The organism is Anditalea andensis (assembly GCF_000714815.1).
GTDB classification, from domain to species: domain Bacteria; phylum Bacteroidota; class Bacteroidia; order Cytophagales; family Cyclobacteriaceae; genus Anditalea; species Anditalea andensis.
This window is the reverse complement of record NZ_JMIH01000013.1, coordinates 88,361-107,411: the sequence shown is the minus strand read 5'-3', so window position 1 is coordinate 107,411 and position 19,051 is coordinate 88,361. Positions and strand designations below refer to the sequence as shown.

Annotated in this window: 15 protein-coding genes and 1 tRNA gene; 8 read left to right on the top strand and 8 right to left on the bottom strand. The window is 40.0% G+C overall.

The features are described from left to right. The first annotated feature begins 6 nt into the window (after window positions 1–6). The 3 genes from EL17_RS03370 to EL17_RS03360 all read left to right on the top strand — a co-directional run bounded on the left by EL17_RS03370 (window position 7) and on the right by EL17_RS03360 (window position 2,531). Window positions 7–1,068, top strand: a complete 1,062-nt coding sequence (locus tag EL17_RS03370; protein ID WP_164674936.1) for a hypothetical protein — start codon at window positions 7–9, stop codon at window positions 1,066–1,068. Beyond that, entirely contained in the window at window positions 1,065–1,907 is an 843-nt protein-coding gene (locus tag EL17_RS03365) for a glycosyltransferase family 2 protein (RefSeq protein WP_035070084.1), read from the top strand. Before EL17_RS03370 ends, EL17_RS03365 begins: the two co-directional genes overlap by 4 nt. Window positions 1,908–2,153: 246 nt before the next feature. Continuing rightward, window positions 2,154–2,531: a DUF4174 domain-containing protein gene (locus EL17_RS03360; RefSeq protein ID WP_051719786.1), complete on the top strand. Its 378-nt coding sequence runs from the start codon at window positions 2,154–2,156 to the stop codon at window positions 2,529–2,531. A 141-nt stretch (window positions 2,532–2,672) separates the two neighbouring features. Here EL17_RS03360 and EL17_RS03355 read toward each other — a convergent pair whose 3' ends face one another. Continuing rightward, on the bottom strand, window positions 2,673–4,046 hold the full coding sequence (locus EL17_RS03355) for a DUF5723 family protein (protein ID WP_164674935.1): 1,374 nt from the start codon (window positions 4,044–4,046) through the stop codon (window positions 2,673–2,675). A 256-nt stretch (window positions 4,047–4,302) separates the two neighbouring features. Here EL17_RS03355 and EL17_RS03350 point away from each other — a divergent pair, with 256 nt between their 5' ends. Next, window positions 4,303–5,511, top strand: coding sequence for an MFS transporter (locus tag EL17_RS03350; protein WP_035070213.1), 1,209 nt, complete (start codon window positions 4,303–4,305; stop codon window positions 5,509–5,511). 242 nt (window positions 5,512–5,753) lie between these two features. Here the strand turns inward: EL17_RS03350 and EL17_RS03345 are convergent. After that, window positions 5,754–5,827, bottom strand: a tRNA-Ile gene (locus EL17_RS03345). Between the two features lie 186 nt (window positions 5,828–6,013). On the opposite strand from EL17_RS03345, the gene EL17_RS03340 reads away from it, so the two are divergent. Next, window positions 6,014–6,661, top strand: coding sequence for an HAD family hydrolase (locus tag EL17_RS03340; protein ID WP_035070080.1), 648 nt, complete (start codon window positions 6,014–6,016; stop codon window positions 6,659–6,661). Next, the gene (locus EL17_RS03335; protein WP_035070078.1) at window positions 6,636–7,754 is read left to right on the top strand and encodes a site-2 protease family protein; all 1,119 of its coding nucleotides are present in this window, start codon (window positions 6,636–6,638) and stop codon (window positions 7,752–7,754) included. The genes EL17_RS03340 and EL17_RS03335 overlap by 26 nt, the downstream gene beginning before the upstream one ends. Before the next feature lie 234 nt (window positions 7,755–7,988). Here EL17_RS03335 and EL17_RS03330 read toward each other — a convergent pair whose 3' ends face one another. The 6 genes from EL17_RS03330 to EL17_RS03305 all read right to left on the bottom strand — a co-directional run bounded on the left by EL17_RS03330 (window position 7,989) and on the right by EL17_RS03305 (window position 15,474). Next, window positions 7,989–8,294: a rhodanese-like domain-containing protein gene (locus EL17_RS03330; protein WP_035070075.1), complete on the bottom strand. Its 306-nt coding sequence runs from the start codon at window positions 8,292–8,294 to the stop codon at window positions 7,989–7,991. Between the two features lie 2 nt (window positions 8,295–8,296). Continuing rightward, a complete protein-coding gene (locus EL17_RS03325) occupies window positions 8,297–10,126 on the bottom strand; it encodes a T9SS type A sorting domain-containing protein (RefSeq protein WP_035070071.1) in 1,830 nt (609 codons plus the stop codon). Between the two features lie 12 nt (window positions 10,127–10,138). Then, entirely contained in the window at window positions 10,139–10,906 is a 768-nt protein-coding gene (locus tag EL17_RS03320; RefSeq protein ID WP_035070060.1) for a PASTA domain-containing protein, read from the bottom strand. Window positions 10,907–11,032: 126 nt separating this feature from the next. Then, window positions 11,033–14,110, bottom strand: a complete 3,078-nt coding sequence (locus EL17_RS03315; protein WP_035070059.1) for a T9SS-dependent choice-of-anchor J family protein — start codon at window positions 14,108–14,110, stop codon at window positions 11,033–11,035. A 19-nt stretch (window positions 14,111–14,129) separates the two neighbouring features. Next, window positions 14,130–14,378 (bottom strand): NifU family protein, encoded by a 249-nt coding sequence (locus EL17_RS03310; RefSeq protein ID WP_035070057.1) that lies wholly within the window; start codon window positions 14,376–14,378, stop codon window positions 14,130–14,132. Window positions 14,379–14,382: 4 nt separating this feature from the next. Beyond that, entirely contained in the window at window positions 14,383–15,474 is a 1,092-nt protein-coding gene (locus EL17_RS03305; protein WP_035070055.1) for an Mrp/NBP35 family ATP-binding protein, read from the bottom strand. 182 nt (window positions 15,475–15,656) lie between these two features. On the opposite strand from EL17_RS03305, the gene dnaG reads away from it, so the two are divergent. Both dnaG and EL17_RS03295 read left to right on the top strand, forming a co-directional pair. Continuing rightward, window positions 15,657–17,588, top strand: coding sequence for a DNA primase (gene dnaG / locus EL17_RS03300; RefSeq protein WP_035070053.1), 1,932 nt, complete (start codon window positions 15,657–15,659; stop codon window positions 17,586–17,588). 81 nt (window positions 17,589–17,669) lie between these two features. Then, window positions 17,670–18,905: a bifunctional 3,4-dihydroxy-2-butanone-4-phosphate synthase/GTP cyclohydrolase II gene (locus tag EL17_RS03295; RefSeq protein WP_035070051.1), complete on the top strand. Its 1,236-nt coding sequence runs from the start codon at window positions 17,670–17,672 to the stop codon at window positions 18,903–18,905. The last annotated feature ends 146 nt before the right edge of the window (window positions 18,906–19,051 follow it).

Here is a 19,051-nt window from a genome sequence, read left to right as displayed (position 1 = left end):
AGATTTATGCTAGCTTATTACGCACATCAACATGGGAGTGGGCATGCAACTTATGCCCAGATTTTTGCACAATGTTCCGCATATAATATGCCGGTATTTACCAGTAGTAAATTTCAGTTTGGTCCTAATGTAGAGGTGATTGAGATGCCTGCAGAAGATCCTGACGGTACGGCAGCTGAACCAGGTATCTTTCCCCCTCCGGATTACCTGCATTACTCACCAGTGGGACAAAAATCAATTCAGGAAAGGAGTGCGCTTTTTTTAAAAGAAATCCTTCATCGTTCTATTCGTTTAGTGATTATCGATGTAAGTGTGGAAATGGCTGCATTGTGCAGAGCCGCCAGTATTCCTTATGCTTATGTTAGACTTCCGGGCAATAGGAATGATCCTGCACATCTTCAAGCCTTTCAGGGGGCTACTTTTTTATTGGCTTATTATCCTGCTGACCTGGATGGTCCAGAAATACCTCAGTGGGTCAAACAAAAAACTATCTATACTGGCTTTTTTAGTCGATTTAAAGAAAGGTCCAATAGTATAACGGGACCTGAGCATGCTGTATGTGTCTTTACCGGAAGTGGGGGAAACAGCCGACTGGTAAATTACCTCCCTAAAATAGCTGCACGATTTTCGGACCGTATGGTGGATATATATGGGAATGTACCTAAAGTACAATATGCAGATAATATATGCTATAAAGGTATACACCCAGACCCTCAAATGGTAATGTCTGCAGCTGGTGTGGTTGTAGCTAACTGTGGGTTAAACCTGACTTCTGAGATTTTGAGTTTGGGTAGATCTTTTATAGCCATTCCAGAAGATAGGCCTTATGATGAACAATATGGGATGCATAGATTTTTGACCTCTTCAAAACTTGCTATCGACTGGTCAACTGACTGGGATTTTGAAAAGTTAGCCGGATATAAGATATCCGATGTAGATAGATTTATTGACCAAAATGCGCCTAATAATATGATGGTATGGATGGAACATTTCCAATATCAACCCTCCTCTCTGAAAAAATCAATTTCAACATGGGCAAATGTGCCTAATTTATCTCTTATAGCATGACCTTTAGTTTAATTATAACCGTCAGTGGGCGTATTGATCATCTCAGAAACCAGTTAATAGGAATAAAGTCAAGCATACTGTATCCCACAGAAATTATAGTGGTGGGAATAAATGAACCGGGATTAGATCTTAGTGAATTTTCCGAAATGGCCATAACCGTAGTACATATGGAGCATAATTCTACAAGATTGCCCATAGCTAAAGCCAGAAACCAAGGCGCCGCTGAAGCATCCTGTGACAAGCTTTTTTTTCTTGATGTAGATTGTATACCAGACCAGTCTTATTTTGAAGAAATGATTACTTATTTTAAAGATGACAGGGTTTTAATGGGCACACCTTATTATCTGCCAAAAATCCATGGGGGGTATAATAATTTACTTGAAATAGCTATTCCCCATCCCCACCGACCACAATATAAAGAAGCAGTACAAGAAAATGATTTTAATTTGTTCTGGTCCCTTTGTTTTGCGATGAGCCGTGAAAGCTTTATGAACGTGGGAGGTTTTGATGAGAAATTTTTAGGATATGGAGGAGAAGATACTGATTTTGGGTGGAAACTTAAAGATGCCGGAATGAAACTTTGGCTGATCAATGCTAAGGTTTATCATCAACAACATCCGGTATATGTGCCGCCACTTGGACATCTTGAGGCCATAGTATCAAATGCTACCTATTTTTATGCCAAGAGAGGGTCTTGGATTATGGAAAACTGGCTGGTAGCGTTTAAACAAATGGGATTAATAAATTGGGAACCGGATGGAAATATTATAGAAATAATACGCTATCCCAACTCGGAAGAAAAAGCTAAAGCTTTTAGAGAGGATGCCCTTTTTATGTAATCATGATTTGTGGGAATAAGGGTAGGGTGCATTGGTGATGCCTTGTTATTCTTTATATAGTTTTATAGGTTGTACAAAAAATTAAATCACGGTACAAACCATATAAAAAGTTGCTCTAATGATCATAAACGTTTTTCATAATCACGCTGGTAATCAGGAGTGAATGATAAGAAACAATAGGCCTCTGTGGAGGTTGATAGTACTATGAACATATGGGTTAACAACATTTTATTTTTGATTTTATTTATGCAGGATTCACAGTCAACGTTGGAGGATTTAAAATGGAAGTATAGGGTAGTATTATATTTCCAAGATAATGCCGTAGACCATTTGGTAATGACCGATAGTATAACTAAGCAGATTGACGAAAGAAAAATTGCCTATTACGCAATAGGCGATAGTGTATCGTCCAATCATAACTTAATGTTCTCACCAGCATACATCCAGCATTTAAAAACTAAATATAAAATGGGTTATAAAGGGACCATGTATGTACTTTTGGGTTTAGATGGGGGCGTTAAGTTAAAGAAAGAAGAGCCATTAGACTGGACGCTTATTTTTAATAGTATTGACAGCATGCCGATGAGAAAGTCTGAAATGAGTAAATCATCCGGTTCTTATTAATTAGTACTTCATGGACTAGTTTATAGTTTTTTTTAAAACATGATATTTATAATTACTTTATTAGATGTTTACCATTGGTTACAATTATGACTTTCCCAGCTGCATTTATGATCAGTATAGGGATGATATAAATTATTTGTATTAAAAATTGGGGGTAAGATTTTTTTGGGGGATCAATTTTTTACCAAATCCTAAACTTAAACCTACCTGTACATCTGCCATCATACCATCGCTCAATAGTAATCCAGAGATAAGCGACTGGCTACCAACAAAAAATCCCCCTAATCTTAGTCCTAAACCACCGGTGATGCCCGAAACTTCATAATTTGCCCATGGAGAATATAATTCAAAACCACCCAGTACCACTCTGGGAGTAATGGCCCAAACGTTTTGAGAGATGATATGGCCGTTATCATATAGATTTGATAGCCGATGTTGACCAAAAATGCCAATATGAAAAAAACGGCTTAGTCTGAAATCAGTATAGACTGATAGGGTGGTGGGAAGGCTAACCCGTGTGTCTCCTCCTCTAATATCTCTTGAAAAGTAGCCGCTAGCCAAAAGCTGTTCTTCTATTTCTTCTAGACTTCCCTCTAATAGATCTATTCTGAAGGATTCGGAAGCCGGGATATTGATATTATAATTGTGATTGATTTGGTTTGCTCCCAAATTTAAGCTGCCTATATTTCTTAGGGAAAGACCTGAACTTAAAACCGGTACACCAAAATTGTTTTTTAGCTGATGAGTAAAGCCAAGATCTAACGCTATACCTGATATACTTCCTAAATTATACCGTGTGGCCATTTCTATAAAATCACTTTCTTCAAAGCCCCTAGGGTAATTTAGGTTAAGCTCCCCTGTGGCATTAGATAGCCTAAACTCACCATTATATTCTGATAAACTACCTCTCATATTATTCATACCCATATTAACATAGGCAGTAGGTATAAGCAATTTAACTGTGCCTCCTGCAGATAATAAATGATTTCGGAATTCCAGTATTTCTCTTCCTGCTGTGAGTCCCAGCTCTATCCTACCTGATGCATTTATTCTCTGATTAAAGGGTGAATTAAAGCTGGCCTGATATGAACCTTCCACGAAATTTTGGTTTAAAGCTCTGCCGAGATCAGTGTCTAAATCTGTGATATCTGCTTTCATGATTATCTGGGAAGTAAAACCGAATCCCCATTTGTTGACGTTAAATCCAAATGATGGTCCTAGTATCTGAGCTTCTGTTCTCACGTTCACAGGCCCGTCTCTACGTTCTAATGCCATATCCAGAATATCACCTCCATCGATAATGTCCATAAAGCTGAGTTTATTATTACTCAGGGATCCACCGACGGAAAAAAGGTTGACTTCCACTTTTCTATGTAAATGGTTGATTTCAGCAGGATTCATCATGGTATGAAGCATTCCTTTTCTGGGACTGTTCTGGATACCCACAAAAGAATTTTGAGCGAAAGCCCCCCAAAAAAAGGACAGGAATAAGATAGTGAAAATGAAGTGTTTCATAGTTTTCATGTTTTAAAAGTAATTAAAATGTGGGATGGGCCGGGTTATTAAGCTGTAATATTAAAATTAAACTAACATGAAGACAATACCTCTTTGGAGGTATTTTTAGAACTTGGATCCTATCTAATCGATATGGACTGTGTTGAAAAATTGGTTATTCAAATTTTTCATGAAGGATAAAAGTAATTGGACAAACGAAAAAATATGGAGAACTTATAAGCGCGGGCAGGGGTTTATCAGAGAAGATTTTAAAAGAATGAACAAAGAAAAACTTTTACTATGGACCCTAGCGGCCATTAATTTCACGCATATAGTAGATTTTATGATTTTGATGCCCTTGGGTCCACAACTCATGCGGATCTTTGACATATCACCTCAGGAATTTGGATTACTGGTTTCATCTTATACATTCGCAGCAGGATTAAGTAGCTTTCTGGGAGCTTTCTTTCTAGATAAATATGACAGGCGAAAAATACTGCTGTGGGTTTTTCTAGGGTTTTTTCTGGGAACACTTGCCTGTGCCTTTGCGCCCAGTTATGTCTTTTTATTATCTGCCAGAATCATTTCTGGATTGTTCGGTGGACTTACTTCTGCCTTGATATTGGCCATAGTAGGGGATGCCATTCCCGATGAAAGGAGAGGCAGAGCCATGGGATTGGTTATGGCAGCATTTTCGGTAGCTTCCGTGGTAGGAGTTCCTTTTGGACTGTTTATCGCCAGCCTTTCTAGCTGGCATGCACCATTTTTCTTTTTGGCGATTATGGCTGTTATTATCTTTTTGCTTATTTATAAATTTGTTCCCAGCATTACTTCCCATATCCACACAGGACAGTTAAAGCCTTCCCCTATTCAGGTTATTCAGCGTGTGACAGGCAATCTAAACCAGATGAGGGCTATTACCCTCACCATTATGATGATGTTGGGACAATTTATGATCATACCTTTTCTAAGCCCCTATATGGTTTCCAATGTAGGGTTTTCTGAAATGCAACTCACCTATATCTATATGGCTGGTGGATTCTTTACCATTTTTACTTCTCCATGGGTGGGAAGGCTGACGGATAAATATGGAAAAATTAAAGTATTTATAGTCTTCATGAGCTTGAATGTAGTCCCTATAGCTGTGATAACTAATATGGGTGTCACTCCCATAGCCTACGCTCTGCTTATCTCTACGATGTTTTTTGTCACGTCCAATGGTAGAATGGTCCCTGCAGCAGCTTTGATAACCGGGACTGCCAAGCCCGAAAATAGGGGTAGTTTTTTAAGTTTTAATTCTGCAGTCCAACAGTTAAGTGCCGGTATAGCTTCTTATGTTGCTGGAATGGTTCTGGTAGAAGACACTGATGGTAGCTTGCTAAATTTTGAATTGGTGGGATATGGTGCCATTGTGATCAGTCTGCTCTGTATTCCGCTAATCAGAAGGATTAAAGTGGTAGACAAAGAGGCACAGGTAGTGGTTTAATGCCTATCCCTACCAGCATTGGATATACCATCCCAGACTTTAATATCCCCGTCATCAGAAATCTGTGTAAAGGTGTTTTCCTAATGATTTTGTTTAAATGATTGGAGTACCTTTGGTTTGTTTACAGAGAAGATTTGGCGGAGGGATAGCGGTATAGCTTTTGGCTGTATAATATGAGAAAGGTGTATTCATATTATTTAATAAATAAAAAAAAAAGCCGCTTAGAAAACTAAGCGGCATAGTGGGCCCACCTGGGCTCGAACCAGGGACCTCCTGATTATGAGTCAGAAGCTCTAACCAACTGAGCTATAGGCCCTATTATTATTATTATTATTATTATTGAATTCTTTTATAGGTTTTTCAACATTCAATGTAGTTGGAATAACGACATGTGATCTTCAAACTACTTTTCAGTTTGAAACCCTTCAACTAGATCATATTTACCTTGCTTTTGGGACTGCAATGTTACATATTTGAATTCAAAATACCAACTAATTCACACATGAAAAATTTAAAAAATATCGATTTTTTAATCTTTGATCTAGGGAACGTGATCATTGATATAGATATTCCTTTAACGATCAGATCGTTAAAGGAAGAACTTTCAGAGGAAGATTTTCATTTAGCTGAAAATTTTTTTCTGTCAGATGTACATGCCCACTTCGAAACTGGTATTGTGGATGAGACTGCTTTCAGGGAAAAGGTAAGATCAGACTTTAAGAAAGATTGGCCTGATGAAAAAATTGATACTATTTGGAATGCTTTACTGCTTCATATACCATATGAAAGGATGTCATTGCTCCAAGAGTTAAAAAACTACTATACCATATGCATGTTAAGTAATACCAATTCGATTCATTACAAAAAGGTGGAAGAAATATTGCATAGAGACTGTGGCATGCAGACATTTTCTTCTATCTTCGACAAGCTATTCCTGAGTTATGAAATGGGCTATAAAAAACCTGATCCTGCCATATATGAAGAGATGATCCGGCAGTTGAACACTACTGCTGATAAATGTTTGTTTTTCGATGATCTGGAAGCAAATATCATCGCCGCCAATAATGCTGGATTGCATACTTACCAAATAAATCATCCAAAAGCTTTAGTGGAATTCTTTTCGAATGTACAGTACAAAACAATACCTTAAACATACCCTTTTATTCTTACTGACTTTAGGAGCTACCACCCTGGCGGGTGGAGAATGGATCTATGGCAGATCCATCCTTTCTTCTGAGTCTCCGCTTACTTGGGAGTATTTTCTTCGATCCATGCATTTCTCCGTTCCTTTTATAGGTATACTGTTGGTACATGAACTTGGACATTTATTTGCTTCCATATATCATAAGATAAGATCGTCTCTTCCTTATTTTATACCAGGCTGGTTGGGCTTTATCGGAGCACCATCCATCGGGACTTTTGGCGCATTGATCAAAATTGAAAGTAGGGTGCCGAGTAGAAGGATTTTCTTTGATATAGGGGTTGCTGGACCTATTGCAGGTTTCGTAGTCGCTTTGGCTTTGCTGACTTATGGCTTTACTCACCTACCGGATCCCAGTTATATTTATGAAATTCATCCCGAATACCTTCAGGAGCCACTGGATGATACTGATGCGTCAGTAGAAATGATGGATATATCTTTTGGATATAATCTATTGTTCTATATCATGGAAAAAACCTTGGCAGATCCAGAATCCATGCCGCCGATGAATGAAATGATGCATTATCCATATCTCTTTGCTGGATTTTTAACGCTCTTTTTTACTGCTATTAATTTGTTGCCTATAGGCCAATTGGACGGGGGACATGTGGTATTTGGATTGTTTCCAAAGCACCACCAGTGGATCACATTAGTGGCTTACATAGCTTTCATTTTCTACGCAGGTTTAGGCATGGTGACCCCTTATGAAACCTCCAGTTACCTGATGTTCGCCCTTCCACTATATATAGGTTTTGTGTATATCTGTTTTAGAAAAACACGTATGTCAGAACAAACCAGATGGATGACTGTACTTTTAATTGTAGCGGCGCAATATGGTTTGGCCTTTATATATCCAGGGCTAGAGGGATATAGCGGTTGGCTCTTTTTTGCTTTTCTTTTAGGCAGGATATTGGGTGTAGAACATCCGCCTGTCGAAGACGGTCGATCCCTGAGCAGAAACCAGAAAATTATAGGATGGATTGCGGTATTGATTTTTCTTTTATGCTTTACTCCTCATCCCATTATCATAGACATGCCATAACGGGATGAGGTTACCTGCTATATAAATGATTATATAGATCTAAAGGATATAGAAAATGCACCCTTGAAGAAAGATACTTTTATTTCCTTTCGATTGGCTATTCTTCCTTGCCTTAAAAACGTTAAGAGATGATTGGATAATACTAACCATGAAGAGGCTTCTTACTGTTACAGTAGGCTTTCTTAAACCACAATATAAAAAGAGGCTTTCTTCCTGGAAAGCCTCTTTCTTTAATTAATCTTGTTCCAAAGCCCTGTAGGCTAAAATACCGCCAAGGGTATTACGAACTTTGTTGTATCCTTTGGTTTCCAAAAATTTCTTTGCATTACCGCTTCTTGCACCGGAGCGGCAGTGCACTATGATTTCCTGGTCCTTATATTTTTCTATTTCGCCCAGCTGGTGAGGGAGCTGTCCTAAGGGTATATTAAGTGCTCCCAGATTATCCTCTTCATATTCCCATTCCTCTCTTACATCAATAAAGGCAAAGTCCTCCTTGTTATCCAGTCTTTCTTTTAGTTCTTGTGCAGTAATATCTTCCATGATTATTTAACTAATATTCTGATTGAAGTTGATTTGGTATTTTTATAGGTACGGATCATGTAGACCCCTTTATTCCTTCCCATAAAATTAAGGATTTTACCGGAGTCGTACGACTCTATGGGTAGATTAATTTGTCTCCCATATGTATCAAAAACGAATACCTCCTTAATATCGCCTTCTAGATACAATAGGTCAGTTACAGGATTGGGAAATGCTCTGATACCTAGAGGCAGTTCTTCACCGCGGTTTTCCGTAGGCCGTTCTAATGTCAGATGGGGCCTTATCATAAGCGATCCCGCTACCATATTATTTTGTTCCCATTCTCCTACGACATTAAAAAATATTTCCCCTCCATTGTCATTGGACTTGTCTAGCCCCACATGGATAAAATCATTGGTAAACTGTCTAAAACCCACATAGAAGCTGTCAGAAACGCTTAAAAGGGTGTCTAGAGGTATATAGCTGAAGGCATTGATGGTTTCTTTTTCTGGAATCCCAAGTTCTCTGGCAAAAACCGGCTCTCCCTGTAGATCATTCCATACCATCACTTCTATGGGCATGTTGATCTGGGAAAAATTGGTGAAATTGATACTGATTCCTTTTAGAAAAGCCTCTTCTTCGATAGAATACCTCACAGCCAGCATTCCTGATCTTTGGTTGATACCGGCAGCATAGTCCAGGCTATTGTTATCATACGCAAAGTAATCCCTTACTGGGCTTACATTTCTTAAAGTGTCATTGATTCTAAAATCCACCTCTGTATAAAAAGTGGTATCCTGCTGTTGGATTTGTTCTATATGGAACCCATCTCCTGTGGTAAGGTATATGATGGTTTCAAGGTCAAATTCTTCTGGCTGGCGTGCGGAAAGTGGGGACATAGGATTACTGCCGAAATTCCGCCTTTCCCTGGCGAGTGGTACGGGATTGAATGGAGTGTTGCTATTAAGCGTTTTGAGCACCTCACCGGTTTGGCTGTTTCGGAGCAATATGGTATACTCCATAGCTCTGAATTGATTGGACAGGTTGTTAAACTGACTTTGGACGGCCTCACTATATGCATCAGGGTTTCTTTGCAGTTCGAAGAGCGGAACAGCACTGTATTTTCCAAAAGGACTATTGGGAAGTTGTGAGAGGCTTCTGTCATCAAAATATAGGCTATTGGCCGTCCTGCCTGTATTCATATAGACATAATCCAGCACCCATCCATCAAAGGGGCCAGATAGCCTTCCGCGGTGGGAAAATTTGAATCTAAAGTCTGTATGGGCATACTCTGGGGGTATCCTTACCAACTCTTGGGTGAATACCTCCTGCTTAGAAAGGTCACCGCCCGCCATATCCCATATCCTATTCCATTGGCCTAAGGAATCCAAAAAATACAGTTCCAGAAAATCATCTCCATCCGGAAACTCAGCCCTACCGCCGGCTTGCCAAAAAAAACTCAAATAAAGCGTGTTCATCTCTTGCTGAGAAAGGACAGATAGGTCGAATGGCATAGAGGTTAACTGGTCGCCTTCACCGCGTTCTCTTATGGTCTGAGAATAGGGATTACCTCTGGCATCCACACCGTCTAACAATATACTACCTAAAGAAGGGGGATTAATACCTACAGTAAAAGATGAAGTTACCCCGGAATTCACCCATTTTTGATCAGAAATTTCTCCTGAAGAAAAATCATCCCAAAAGGGTAGGGAAAGTTTTTGTTCTTTCGTACGGAAGTGCTCTGAATCCGATGGTCTAGTATGGGGTACAGGTAACTGACTGAACTGGGCATGGATATTTTCAGCATAAAAGAAAATAAATGCACAGCCTAACCAGATTTTTATGTTACCCATATAATTCACTTATTACTCATAATTCCCCATTTCCGATATCCAGATATCAATGATTTCCCCAGTCTTGGCATCTATACCTGCAGGTGGAGTCTGTTGTATGATGGTGCCTTTGGGAACGGTATCTGTTTGGACATAGGAGATTCGGCCCATCCGTAAGCCTGATCCTATGATCAAAAATTCTCCGTCCGTTTCATCCATCCCGATGAGATCAGGTATCTGAAGCGATTGAGATCCTAATCCATCCCCTACCACCAAATCAATCTGAGAACCTTTGCTGATTTCAAACCCTTCTTTTACGGATCTGCCTCTGTATTTCTGTTCCAAAACTACATTTCTGCCGATATCGGGGACATATATAATGTCTCCCCTTACCAAGCCATGGTTGGACAGAATTTCCTGAGCATTTTTCAAAGGTGAATTCACAAGATTAGGCATTTTGATAAGCGGGGCATTTTGCGCATTTAAGGTAATGTATATTTTCCTATCTTTTTTGACCTTAGCACCTGCTTTTGGATGTTGTTTCAATACTGCCAATGGCTTTGCATCCGCCATAAATCCACTGTCAGGAGTTACTTCCAGCTTTAGATCTTTGGTAGATAAAAAACCCTGTAGTTCATTAAAATGGTAGCCTTCTAGGTCGGGGACCGTAACGGTTTCTCCATGATTAGTGACTCCCGGTAAATAAACTCTAAAAAAAATTATCAATAGAATAGCCAATACGCCAAGGATAAGCGCTATATGTAGACCTATTTTTTTAAATGCATCTTTCGCTGTACTCATTTTTTTTAATTAAATGGAAGGCAAATTTAGATTTATTTTATGATAATCCATCGCCTGTAATATCAATAATACGTTCTAACCGGAAGAACAGTATCTCAATATATGTTAAAATTAATTGATTTGTGATTATTTGATGATAAGACGTTTGGTATCATTAACAGAGTTACTCCTTATTTTGACTATGAATACTCCTTTAGACAATAACTGTGTGCCAAAAGAGTAGGTTTGGTTCAAAGTGCTAGGGTATATCACATCGTGGATTATTTGACCAGACATACTGATAAACTGTATATTGACATCCTCAAAGGACTCTAGGTTAAACGCTATGTTAAATACATCTGAAGCTGGGTTTGGATATATTTTTGCTGAGCCCTGTCCAGGAATGACAGGTTCTGGTGTACTAGTGAAAAACAATTCTATATTATCCAAAAACACGGGATTGGTAGCAGCTGTAACCTGATCTATGACAAATGCCACCCTCACATTATCACCACCTCTTCCTGCAAATGGCGTGAGGTCTACAAATTGTCTTTCAAAATCTCCTCTATTGTTTGGGTTAACACCTGAGGTGCCAGGGACAGAGGCCATCTCATCACCTATCTGGCTACTGAGGACATGCTCATAACTGGATCCTCCGTTGGTACTTAGGAGTATACGTAACCGGGGATTTCCTCCTTCATGGCTGTATGCTTTGTCAAATAATATGCTGGCAGTAGGGGTCCTGCTCAAATCAAATAATGGACTTCCCAACCAATAACTGTTATTCGGTGCCATATTTCTTAGCTCTAAAGCCCCCTGAGGTTCATTGTTTACCGATGAAAGATTTATCACCCCAAATGAAGCCTGATTGTTTTCTGGATTTATCGTCTGCCATGGAGCCAGAGGTGAAGTATTAAAATATTGTCGCCACGGAGAAGGGATACTGTCCGCATTTCTAATGACAAATCGATTTAGATCTGAAGGAGAGTCTGGATTTTGGTCGTAATTTGGTCTGCTGACGACAAATCTCAGCCGATTGGTCCGCTCCAATAATGTGGCACGGGGTAAACTCACCTGTACTGTTTCACCAGGGGGTATGAGGCTACCTTGTCCGAGGAATGTGACAGGTTGAGCATTGTTTAGCTGCCGTGAAATAAGGAAGGTGCTAATGGGCAGGTTGCCTGTATTTTCCAACTCTAATATTTCACTCTGATGGGTTCCGTCTACAATAGGTCCGGGAGACAATAAATCGTTAACTCTCAGGTTATAATTAAATTCTTCCGTGGGACTGATCCGGATATTTTTAAGAAATATGTTATTGCCATACCCATTTATCCCTACCAATGCTACCCTTACATTGGCTTGACCTGCGTATTCGCTTAAGTTGACTACCTCTTTTCGAAATTCATTATCAGATGTAGGGAAATATTCTTCTCTTTGTGGAGGTGCAGTCTGCATTTCTACTCCTTCTCGTTGATATATAGAATTAAAGAGGCTTACCGTACTGCCACAGTCTGTAGTGACGACCACCCAAAGCCTATCTTCAAAACCTTCTTCATTGTATGGAGCATGGGCTATATCAAAGGTGAGTTGGGCATTTGTTAATCCCGTAAGGTCAAATTGTGGAGAGATAAAATAATCCAATGCACCAAATTCTTCATTTTCATAATTATTGATATAAATGGCCTCTTGTATAGAGCCATCCAAGTTTACATTTATAGGTGTCCAGGTGATTCCCTGATCAGGATTGACCACTCTCCAGAGATTGTTGATATCTCCGGATGCATATTGATATGGTAAATTAATCTTAGGCTGCAGGGAGGGTGTACTGGAAATGATAGTTGGAGAGGCATTTTGTGCGGCACTTTCCCCATTTAATTGAAGGATCTCTACTTCAAAAGTATTATCACTACTTTCATTTAAAGTGACAGGATTTAAAGTGAGTATAGCACTTTCTCCTAGGGGTAGATTTAAGGGGATAGTTTGGTTGTATAAGTTAACACTATTCACACGTACAGCTAAAAATACGGAATTAATTGCTGTCGAGCCAAGATTTCTGACCTGTATCTGGGGAACGGTTGGGTTTTCACAGAAGAAATCATTAGGTTCAATGATGCTGGTGAGGCTAAGGTTCAATGCAGGTATATTTTCGGGAAATAAGGTTGCCCTGTTATTGATTAAAGAAGCTCTTCTTTCACTTGAAGCCAGGACCACGTTCATTCTTTCTACCTGACCCTGGGTAAAAAGATTCATGCAGGGATCTGCAGAGTAGTCCATATAGTTTTCTATCATGTCCCTTGACCCGCATGAAGCTCTTAAACTGGTGGGGCATCCTGATGTTGGTCTTTGCTGATTAGGTGTATCTGTTACAAAATCATCTACATCACAGCCTTCATTTAGGTTTTGGGCATCTCCCCATATATGTCTTAATCCAAGAAAATGCCCTATTTCGTGGGTAAGTGTCCTTCCACGAGCGCTGGATACTGCATTTCCACCCGAACCAAAATATCTATAATCTATGGTGACACCATCTCGCTCTCGGAGGCTTGGCTGAAAATTAAGTCCTGGTAGCTGAGGTGCCACCGGAAAAGAAGCGTAGCCGATAAAAGGTGCATTTAAAGGAACTACCCATACGTTGAGATACTCTTCCGGTGGCCAAAGGGCCAAACTGGATATTAAAGAAGCATCAGAAGGATCGTAGATATCTTTAAATCCTTCTATTCTGTTTATTCCAGTAGTGGGCAATCCCTGGGGATCCTGCCTTGCCAATACAAATTCCAGCATGGCATCAGCGGCTATAGGTAAAAATTCGGTAGGTGTGTTAGCGGCATCTGCATTTTGTCTTCGGAAATCTTCATTTAGAGTCCTGATTTGGGACTGTATTTGGCTTAAAGGAATGTTGGCTCCTTCGCCTATGGGTGTGCCGTTATGAATGATGTGAACTACTACGGGGATGGTTCTGACTTCCTGCAGGGTCCGCATCGAAGTCCCTGCTGCCTGTTCCTGGATCTTGCCCTGCATCCAGCTTTCAAAATATTCTGGGGTACCATATATACCCAGTTCGGCGGCTTGTTTTTGTTCCAAATGCAGGGCGCCGCACTTTTCATCATGCTGATGAAGATGATGGCTACCCATCATGATTTGAGAAAATAAAGGGCTTGAAAAAATGAAAAATAAAAAGGATAAAACCAATCTCATCCTTAAAATCAGTAATATCCTTTTCATTTAGAATAAGTTAATAAAATTAAGCGAGCGTAATATTGATCGCTTCCACCTTTTTGATTTCTGGAATATCTCTTTTTACGGCTTCTTCCACCCCTGCTTTTAATGTCATGGTGGACATAGGGCAAGAACTGCAGTTACCGGTCAGTTCTATCTGCAACACCATTTCGTCGGTCAAACCCACAATTTTCACATTTCCCCCGTCTGCCTGCAGATAAGGTCGGATGCTGTCTAAAGCACCCTCTATTTTCAACATCATTTCTGCTTGCATCTTATTATACTTTTATCTGTACTACCTCTGTTTTGTTTTTGGCCGCATTTCTGATGGCCACTTGTCTGGCTAAATTTTCAGCTATCGCCGTAAATGCCTCAGCAGTGATACCATCTTTTAATACAGCTGGATACCCACTGTCCCCACTTTCTCTGATACTCTGCACTATAGGTATTTCTCCCAAAAAGGGTACGTTAAATTTAGCGGATAGTTTCTGGCCACCTTCTTTCCCAAAGAGGTAATATTTATTTTCGGGTAATTCTTCGGGAGTAAAATAAGCCATATTTTCTACAACTCCCAATATAGGTACATTTATTTGTGGCTGGAGGAACATAGTCAGACCTTTGGTCGCATCGGCTATCGCTACCTTTTGGGGGGTGGTGATGATAACAGCCCCTGTGACGGGTATGGTCTGGACCATTGTCAGATGGATGTCGGATGTGCCAGGCGGTAGGTCTATAAGCAAATAATCCAGCTCTCCCCACTGTACATCTCCTATAAACTGTTTAAGCGCAGAACTCGCCATAGGTCCTCTCCATACCACTGCACTTTCGGCTGGGGTTAGAAAACCTATAGACATCAGTTTTACGCCATATTGCTCTATCGGGATGATGATGTTTTTTCCGTTTTCCTGTACTACAGCAGGCTGCTCTGCTTCCACATTGAACATAGTGGGGATAGACGGCCCCGAGATATCGGCGTCGATAAGTCCTACTTTGGCACCTGTGTTGGCCAGGGCCACGGCCAGATTCGACGAGCAGGTAGATTTACCTACCCCTCCTTTTCCTGAAGCTATGGCTATGATATTTTTTACCTGTGGCAGGAGAGGGGCATTGTTTCTAGCTGTGGTGACATTTGAAGTCATGAAAATATTCGGAACTATATCACCAAACTCTTTTTCTAAAGCAGCTACACAATTGTTTTTGATGAGTTCCTTTAAAGGGCATGCTGGTGTGGTAAGTACTACACTGAAGCTGACCATTTTTCCCTTTATGACTATGTCCTGTATCATTCCCAGACTCACAAGGTCCTTTTTAAGATCAGGATCTTCTACAGTAGATAGGGCTGATAGTACGCGTTCTTTAGTAATGTTCATTATTGGCAGATGCTAATTAGGGTGCAATTTAAATTTAAATAATCCTTTTTGAAACTAAGAAATGATAAATATCTGTTTTTTCTGTGGGACACCCTGTACAGCTAACCTTTAATTCTGCTATTAAGTTTCACCGATTTCTGCATGGAAATTCTTGTTATATTTGCCTTTGAATCACTATATGAATGGGGTTAAGCAGAAATACTACAGATAAAGTAAAAGAACGGGCGGATATCGAGGACGTAGTGAATGATTATGTCCCTTTAAAAAAGAAAGGCCAAAACCTATGGGCGTGCTGCCCATTTCATAATGAAAAATCCCCGTCCTTCTCTGTGTCACCCGCCAAACAAATCTATAAATGCTTTGGCTGCGGAAAGGCGGGCGACCCGATACAGTTTGTCATGGACGTGGAAGGTATTGGGTTCAATGAAGCCATTAGACACCTGGCCGGAAAATACGGGATTGAAATAGAAGAGGATGTGGCCAGTACTCCCGAAGATGTGCAGGCTTATAATGAACGGGAAAGTCTTTATATAGCCCTGAATTTTGCCCGTAATCTTTTTGTAGAAAACCTAAAGTCGGATGAGGGCAAATCTATTGGGATGAGCTATTTCAGAGAAAGAGGCTTTAACCAAAAGATTATAGAAAAATTTGACCTCGGCTATGCTATGGACAGCTGGGACCATATGCTCTCTGAAGGCAAGAAAGCGGGCCATAGCGAAGCAATATTGTTAAAAGCGGGATTGGTCCTGGAAAAGGAGGGGGATAAATCCCGTATCTATGACCGATTTCGAAACAGGGTTATATTTACGATCCACAATCTGGGAGGCAAACCCATCGCTTTTGGGGCCAGGATACTTACCCAGGATAAAAAACAGCCTAAATATATCAATTCTCCCGAGACAGAGGTATACCATAAAAGTGACGTTTTATATGGACTGTATCAAGCCAAGCAGGCTATTCGCCAGGCAGATAACTGTTATCTGGTAGAAGGATATACAGATGTGGTTTCATTACATCTGGCAGGAATAGAAAATGTGGTGGCTTCGTCAGGAACATCGCTTACAGAAGGTCAGATCAAATTGATCAAACGTTTTTCTGACAATGTTACGGTATTATACGATGGAGATGCAGCCGGTATCAAAGCCTCCCTTAGGGGGATAGATATGCTGTTGGAAGGCGGGCTTAATGTGAAGGCAGTCGTGTTTCCAGATGGTGATGACCCTGACAGTTATTCCAGAAAGGTAGGAACAGAAGTGTTTCAAAGCTATCTGAAGGAACATGCAAGGGATTTTATCGAATTCAAGATAGATCTATATAATCAGGAAGCTAAAAACGACCCCATTAAGAGGGCAGATGTCATAAGGCAGGTGGTGCAGAGCATAGCCAGAATTCCTGATCCACTTATCCGGTCCGTTTATATAAAAGAGTCGGGAAGATTATTACAGATAGAAGAAGAACTGGTCCAGACGGAGCTAAATAAGATACTGCTCAAAGGTCAACGTGACGCTGATATTAAATCAAAAAGGGAACAGCAGTTACCTTCTATGGATACCCCGTTTGAAGAATTGCTTCCTATAGAAAAACCACAGCCTGTAGCCAAAAGGCTGGAAGAATATGAAAGGGAAACTTTAAGGCTGCTGATAGCTTATGGGTTTGAAAAAATATCAGATGATCTACATGTCTGTGAGTATCTACTTCAGGAAATAGCAGAACTAAACTTTGAGACACCGGTCTGTCAAAAAATATTGGTACAATATAAAAAGGCACTGAGTGAAGGTGTACTTCCTGAGCCCCAGTATTTTCTCCAGACCAATGATGCAGAAGTGAAAACAGAAATAATAAGCATGATTACTGTGAAATATGATATGTCCCTATCTTGGATCAGCAAACATCAGATCTATACGGTATTGGAGAAAGATAATCTTTCAAAAACGGTATATAATGCCGTCCTTAGGCTAAAGCGAAATGTCCTGAAAAAGATGCTGGATGAAACAATGGGTAAGATGAAAGCAGCTCCGGATGCTGAGGTGGAGGATTTACAAAGAGTATATATGGAACTAAAAAATTATCAAATAGCCATAGACAAACATTTGGGAACAGTGATCTCAAATTAAGCAAACTAAAAAACAGAATTGGAGGTTTTAGAGAATAAAGGGTGTATTTTTGCACCTAAATTTTGATCTTTCAACATAATTATGGCAGAAGAATTCAAACTCAATTCTATCGTAGAAGCAATTGAGGCAATAAAAAATGGAGAAGTCATCATAGTAGTAGACGATGAAGATCGTGAAAATGAAGGTGACTTTATCTGTGCTGCAGAAAAAGTAACTCCCGAGATTATAAACTTTATGGCCACCCACGGCCGTGGTCTTATCTGTGCCTCTTTAATAGAGGACAGGTGTGATGAACTGGGACTGGAACTTATGGTGGGCAAAAATACTGCTACCTATGAAACTCCTTTTACAGTATCTGTGGATCTGATCGGCCATGGCTGTACCACAGGTATATCTGCTAGTGACAGAGCCAAAACCATTAGAGCATTAATAGATCCTGATACCAAACCAGAAGAACTGGGCAAGCCCGGGCATATTTTTCCTTTGAAAGCCAAAAGAGGTGGAGTGTTAAGAAGAACAGGCCATACAGAGGCAGCACTGGATTTTGCCCGATTGGCTGGTTTTGCACCGGGAGGTGTATTGGTGGAAATCATGAATGAAGATGGGTCTATGGCCAGACTGCCTGATCTAGTGGAAGTGGCTAAAAGGTTTGACCTCAAACTCGTCACTATTAAAGACCTGATAGCATATCGTCTAAAACATGAATCACTTATAAAGCGGGAGATAGGAGTAGATCTTCCTACTGAGTGGGGTGATTTTGATCTCATAGCATTTAGACAGACCAACACCGATGAAATTCATCTGGCCCTGATCAAAGGTGAATGGGAGAAAGATGAGCCTGTGATGGTAAGGGTACATTCCAGTTGCATCACAGGAGATATCTTCGGGTCTTGCAGATGTGATTGTGGGCCTCAGCTGCATAAAGCTATGGAGATGGTAGAGAAGGAGGGTAAAGGGGTTATATTATATATGAACCAAGAAGGCAGGGGTATAGGTCTGATCAATAAACTAAAAGCCTATAAACTTCAGGAAGAGGGCATGGATACAGTTCAAGCCAATACTGCACTTGGATTTCCTATGGATAAAAGAGACTATGGTGTGGGAGCTCAGATATTAAGAGACTTGGGCGTATCCCAGATCAGATTGATTTCCAACAATCCTACCAAAAGAGCCGGACTCTTAGGATATGGATTGGAGATTGTGGAAAATCTGCCCTTAGAAATGGTCCCAAATGTACATAACGAGAAGTATCTTACTACTAAAAGGGATAAGATGGGGCATACTATTCTTAAAAAGGAAATAGATAAAATAAAATAAATGATAAAATACCCAGGGTGTCTGGGTATTTTTATTTTTTTTATTATCAACTAATTAACATTTTAAAGATTATTTCCGTTATGATCATGTAGATAAGCGCTTTAAGTATGAAGAAGATATTTTATATTGTGATCTTAACATGCCTG

Excerpts from the sequence above, each read along its gene's own strand:
- EL17_RS03310 (WP_035070057.1), bottom strand. The coding sequence starts at position 14,378 with ATGCAAGCAGAAATGATGTTGAAAATAGAGGGTGCTTTAGACAGCATC.
- EL17_RS03355 (WP_164674935.1), bottom strand. The coding sequence starts at position 4,046 with ATGAAACACTTCATTTTCACTATCTTATTCCTGTCCTTTTTTTGGGGG.
- EL17_RS03360 (WP_051719786.1), top strand. The coding sequence starts at position 2,154 with ATGCAGGATTCACAGTCAACGTTGGAGGATTTAAAATGGAAGTATAGG.
- EL17_RS03305 (WP_035070055.1), bottom strand. The coding sequence starts at position 15,474 with ATGAACATTACTAAAGAACGCGTACTATCAGCCCTATCTACTGTAGAA.
- dnaG (WP_035070053.1), top strand. The coding sequence starts at position 15,657 with ATGGGGTTAAGCAGAAATACTACAGATAAAGTAAAAGAACGGGCGGAT.
- EL17_RS03340 (WP_035070080.1), top strand. The coding sequence starts at position 6,014 with ATGAAAAATTTAAAAAATATCGATTTTTTAATCTTTGATCTAGGGAAC.
- EL17_RS03350 (WP_035070213.1), top strand. The coding sequence starts at position 4,303 with ATGAACAAAGAAAAACTTTTACTATGGACCCTAGCGGCCATTAATTTC.
- EL17_RS03320 (WP_035070060.1), bottom strand. The coding sequence starts at position 10,906 with ATGAGTACAGCGAAAGATGCATTTAAAAAAATAGGTCTACATATAGCG.
- EL17_RS03295 (WP_035070051.1), top strand. The coding sequence starts at position 17,670 with ATGGCAGAAGAATTCAAACTCAATTCTATCGTAGAAGCAATTGAGGCA.
- EL17_RS03370 (WP_164674936.1), top strand. The coding sequence starts at position 7 with ATGCTAGCTTATTACGCACATCAACATGGGAGTGGGCATGCAACTTAT.
- EL17_RS03325 (WP_035070071.1), bottom strand. The coding sequence starts at position 10,126 with ATGGGTAACATAAAAATCTGGTTAGGCTGTGCATTTATTTTCTTTTAT.
- EL17_RS03330 (WP_035070075.1), bottom strand. The coding sequence starts at position 8,294 with ATGGAAGATATTACTGCACAAGAACTAAAAGAAAGACTGGATAACAAG.
- EL17_RS03365 (WP_035070084.1), top strand. The coding sequence starts at position 1,065 with ATGACCTTTAGTTTAATTATAACCGTCAGTGGGCGTATTGATCATCTC.
- EL17_RS03315 (WP_035070059.1), bottom strand. The coding sequence starts at position 14,110 with ATGAAAAGGATATTACTGATTTTAAGGATGAGATTGGTTTTATCCTTT.
- EL17_RS03335 (WP_035070078.1), top strand. The coding sequence starts at position 6,636 with ATGTACAGTACAAAACAATACCTTAAACATACCCTTTTATTCTTACTG.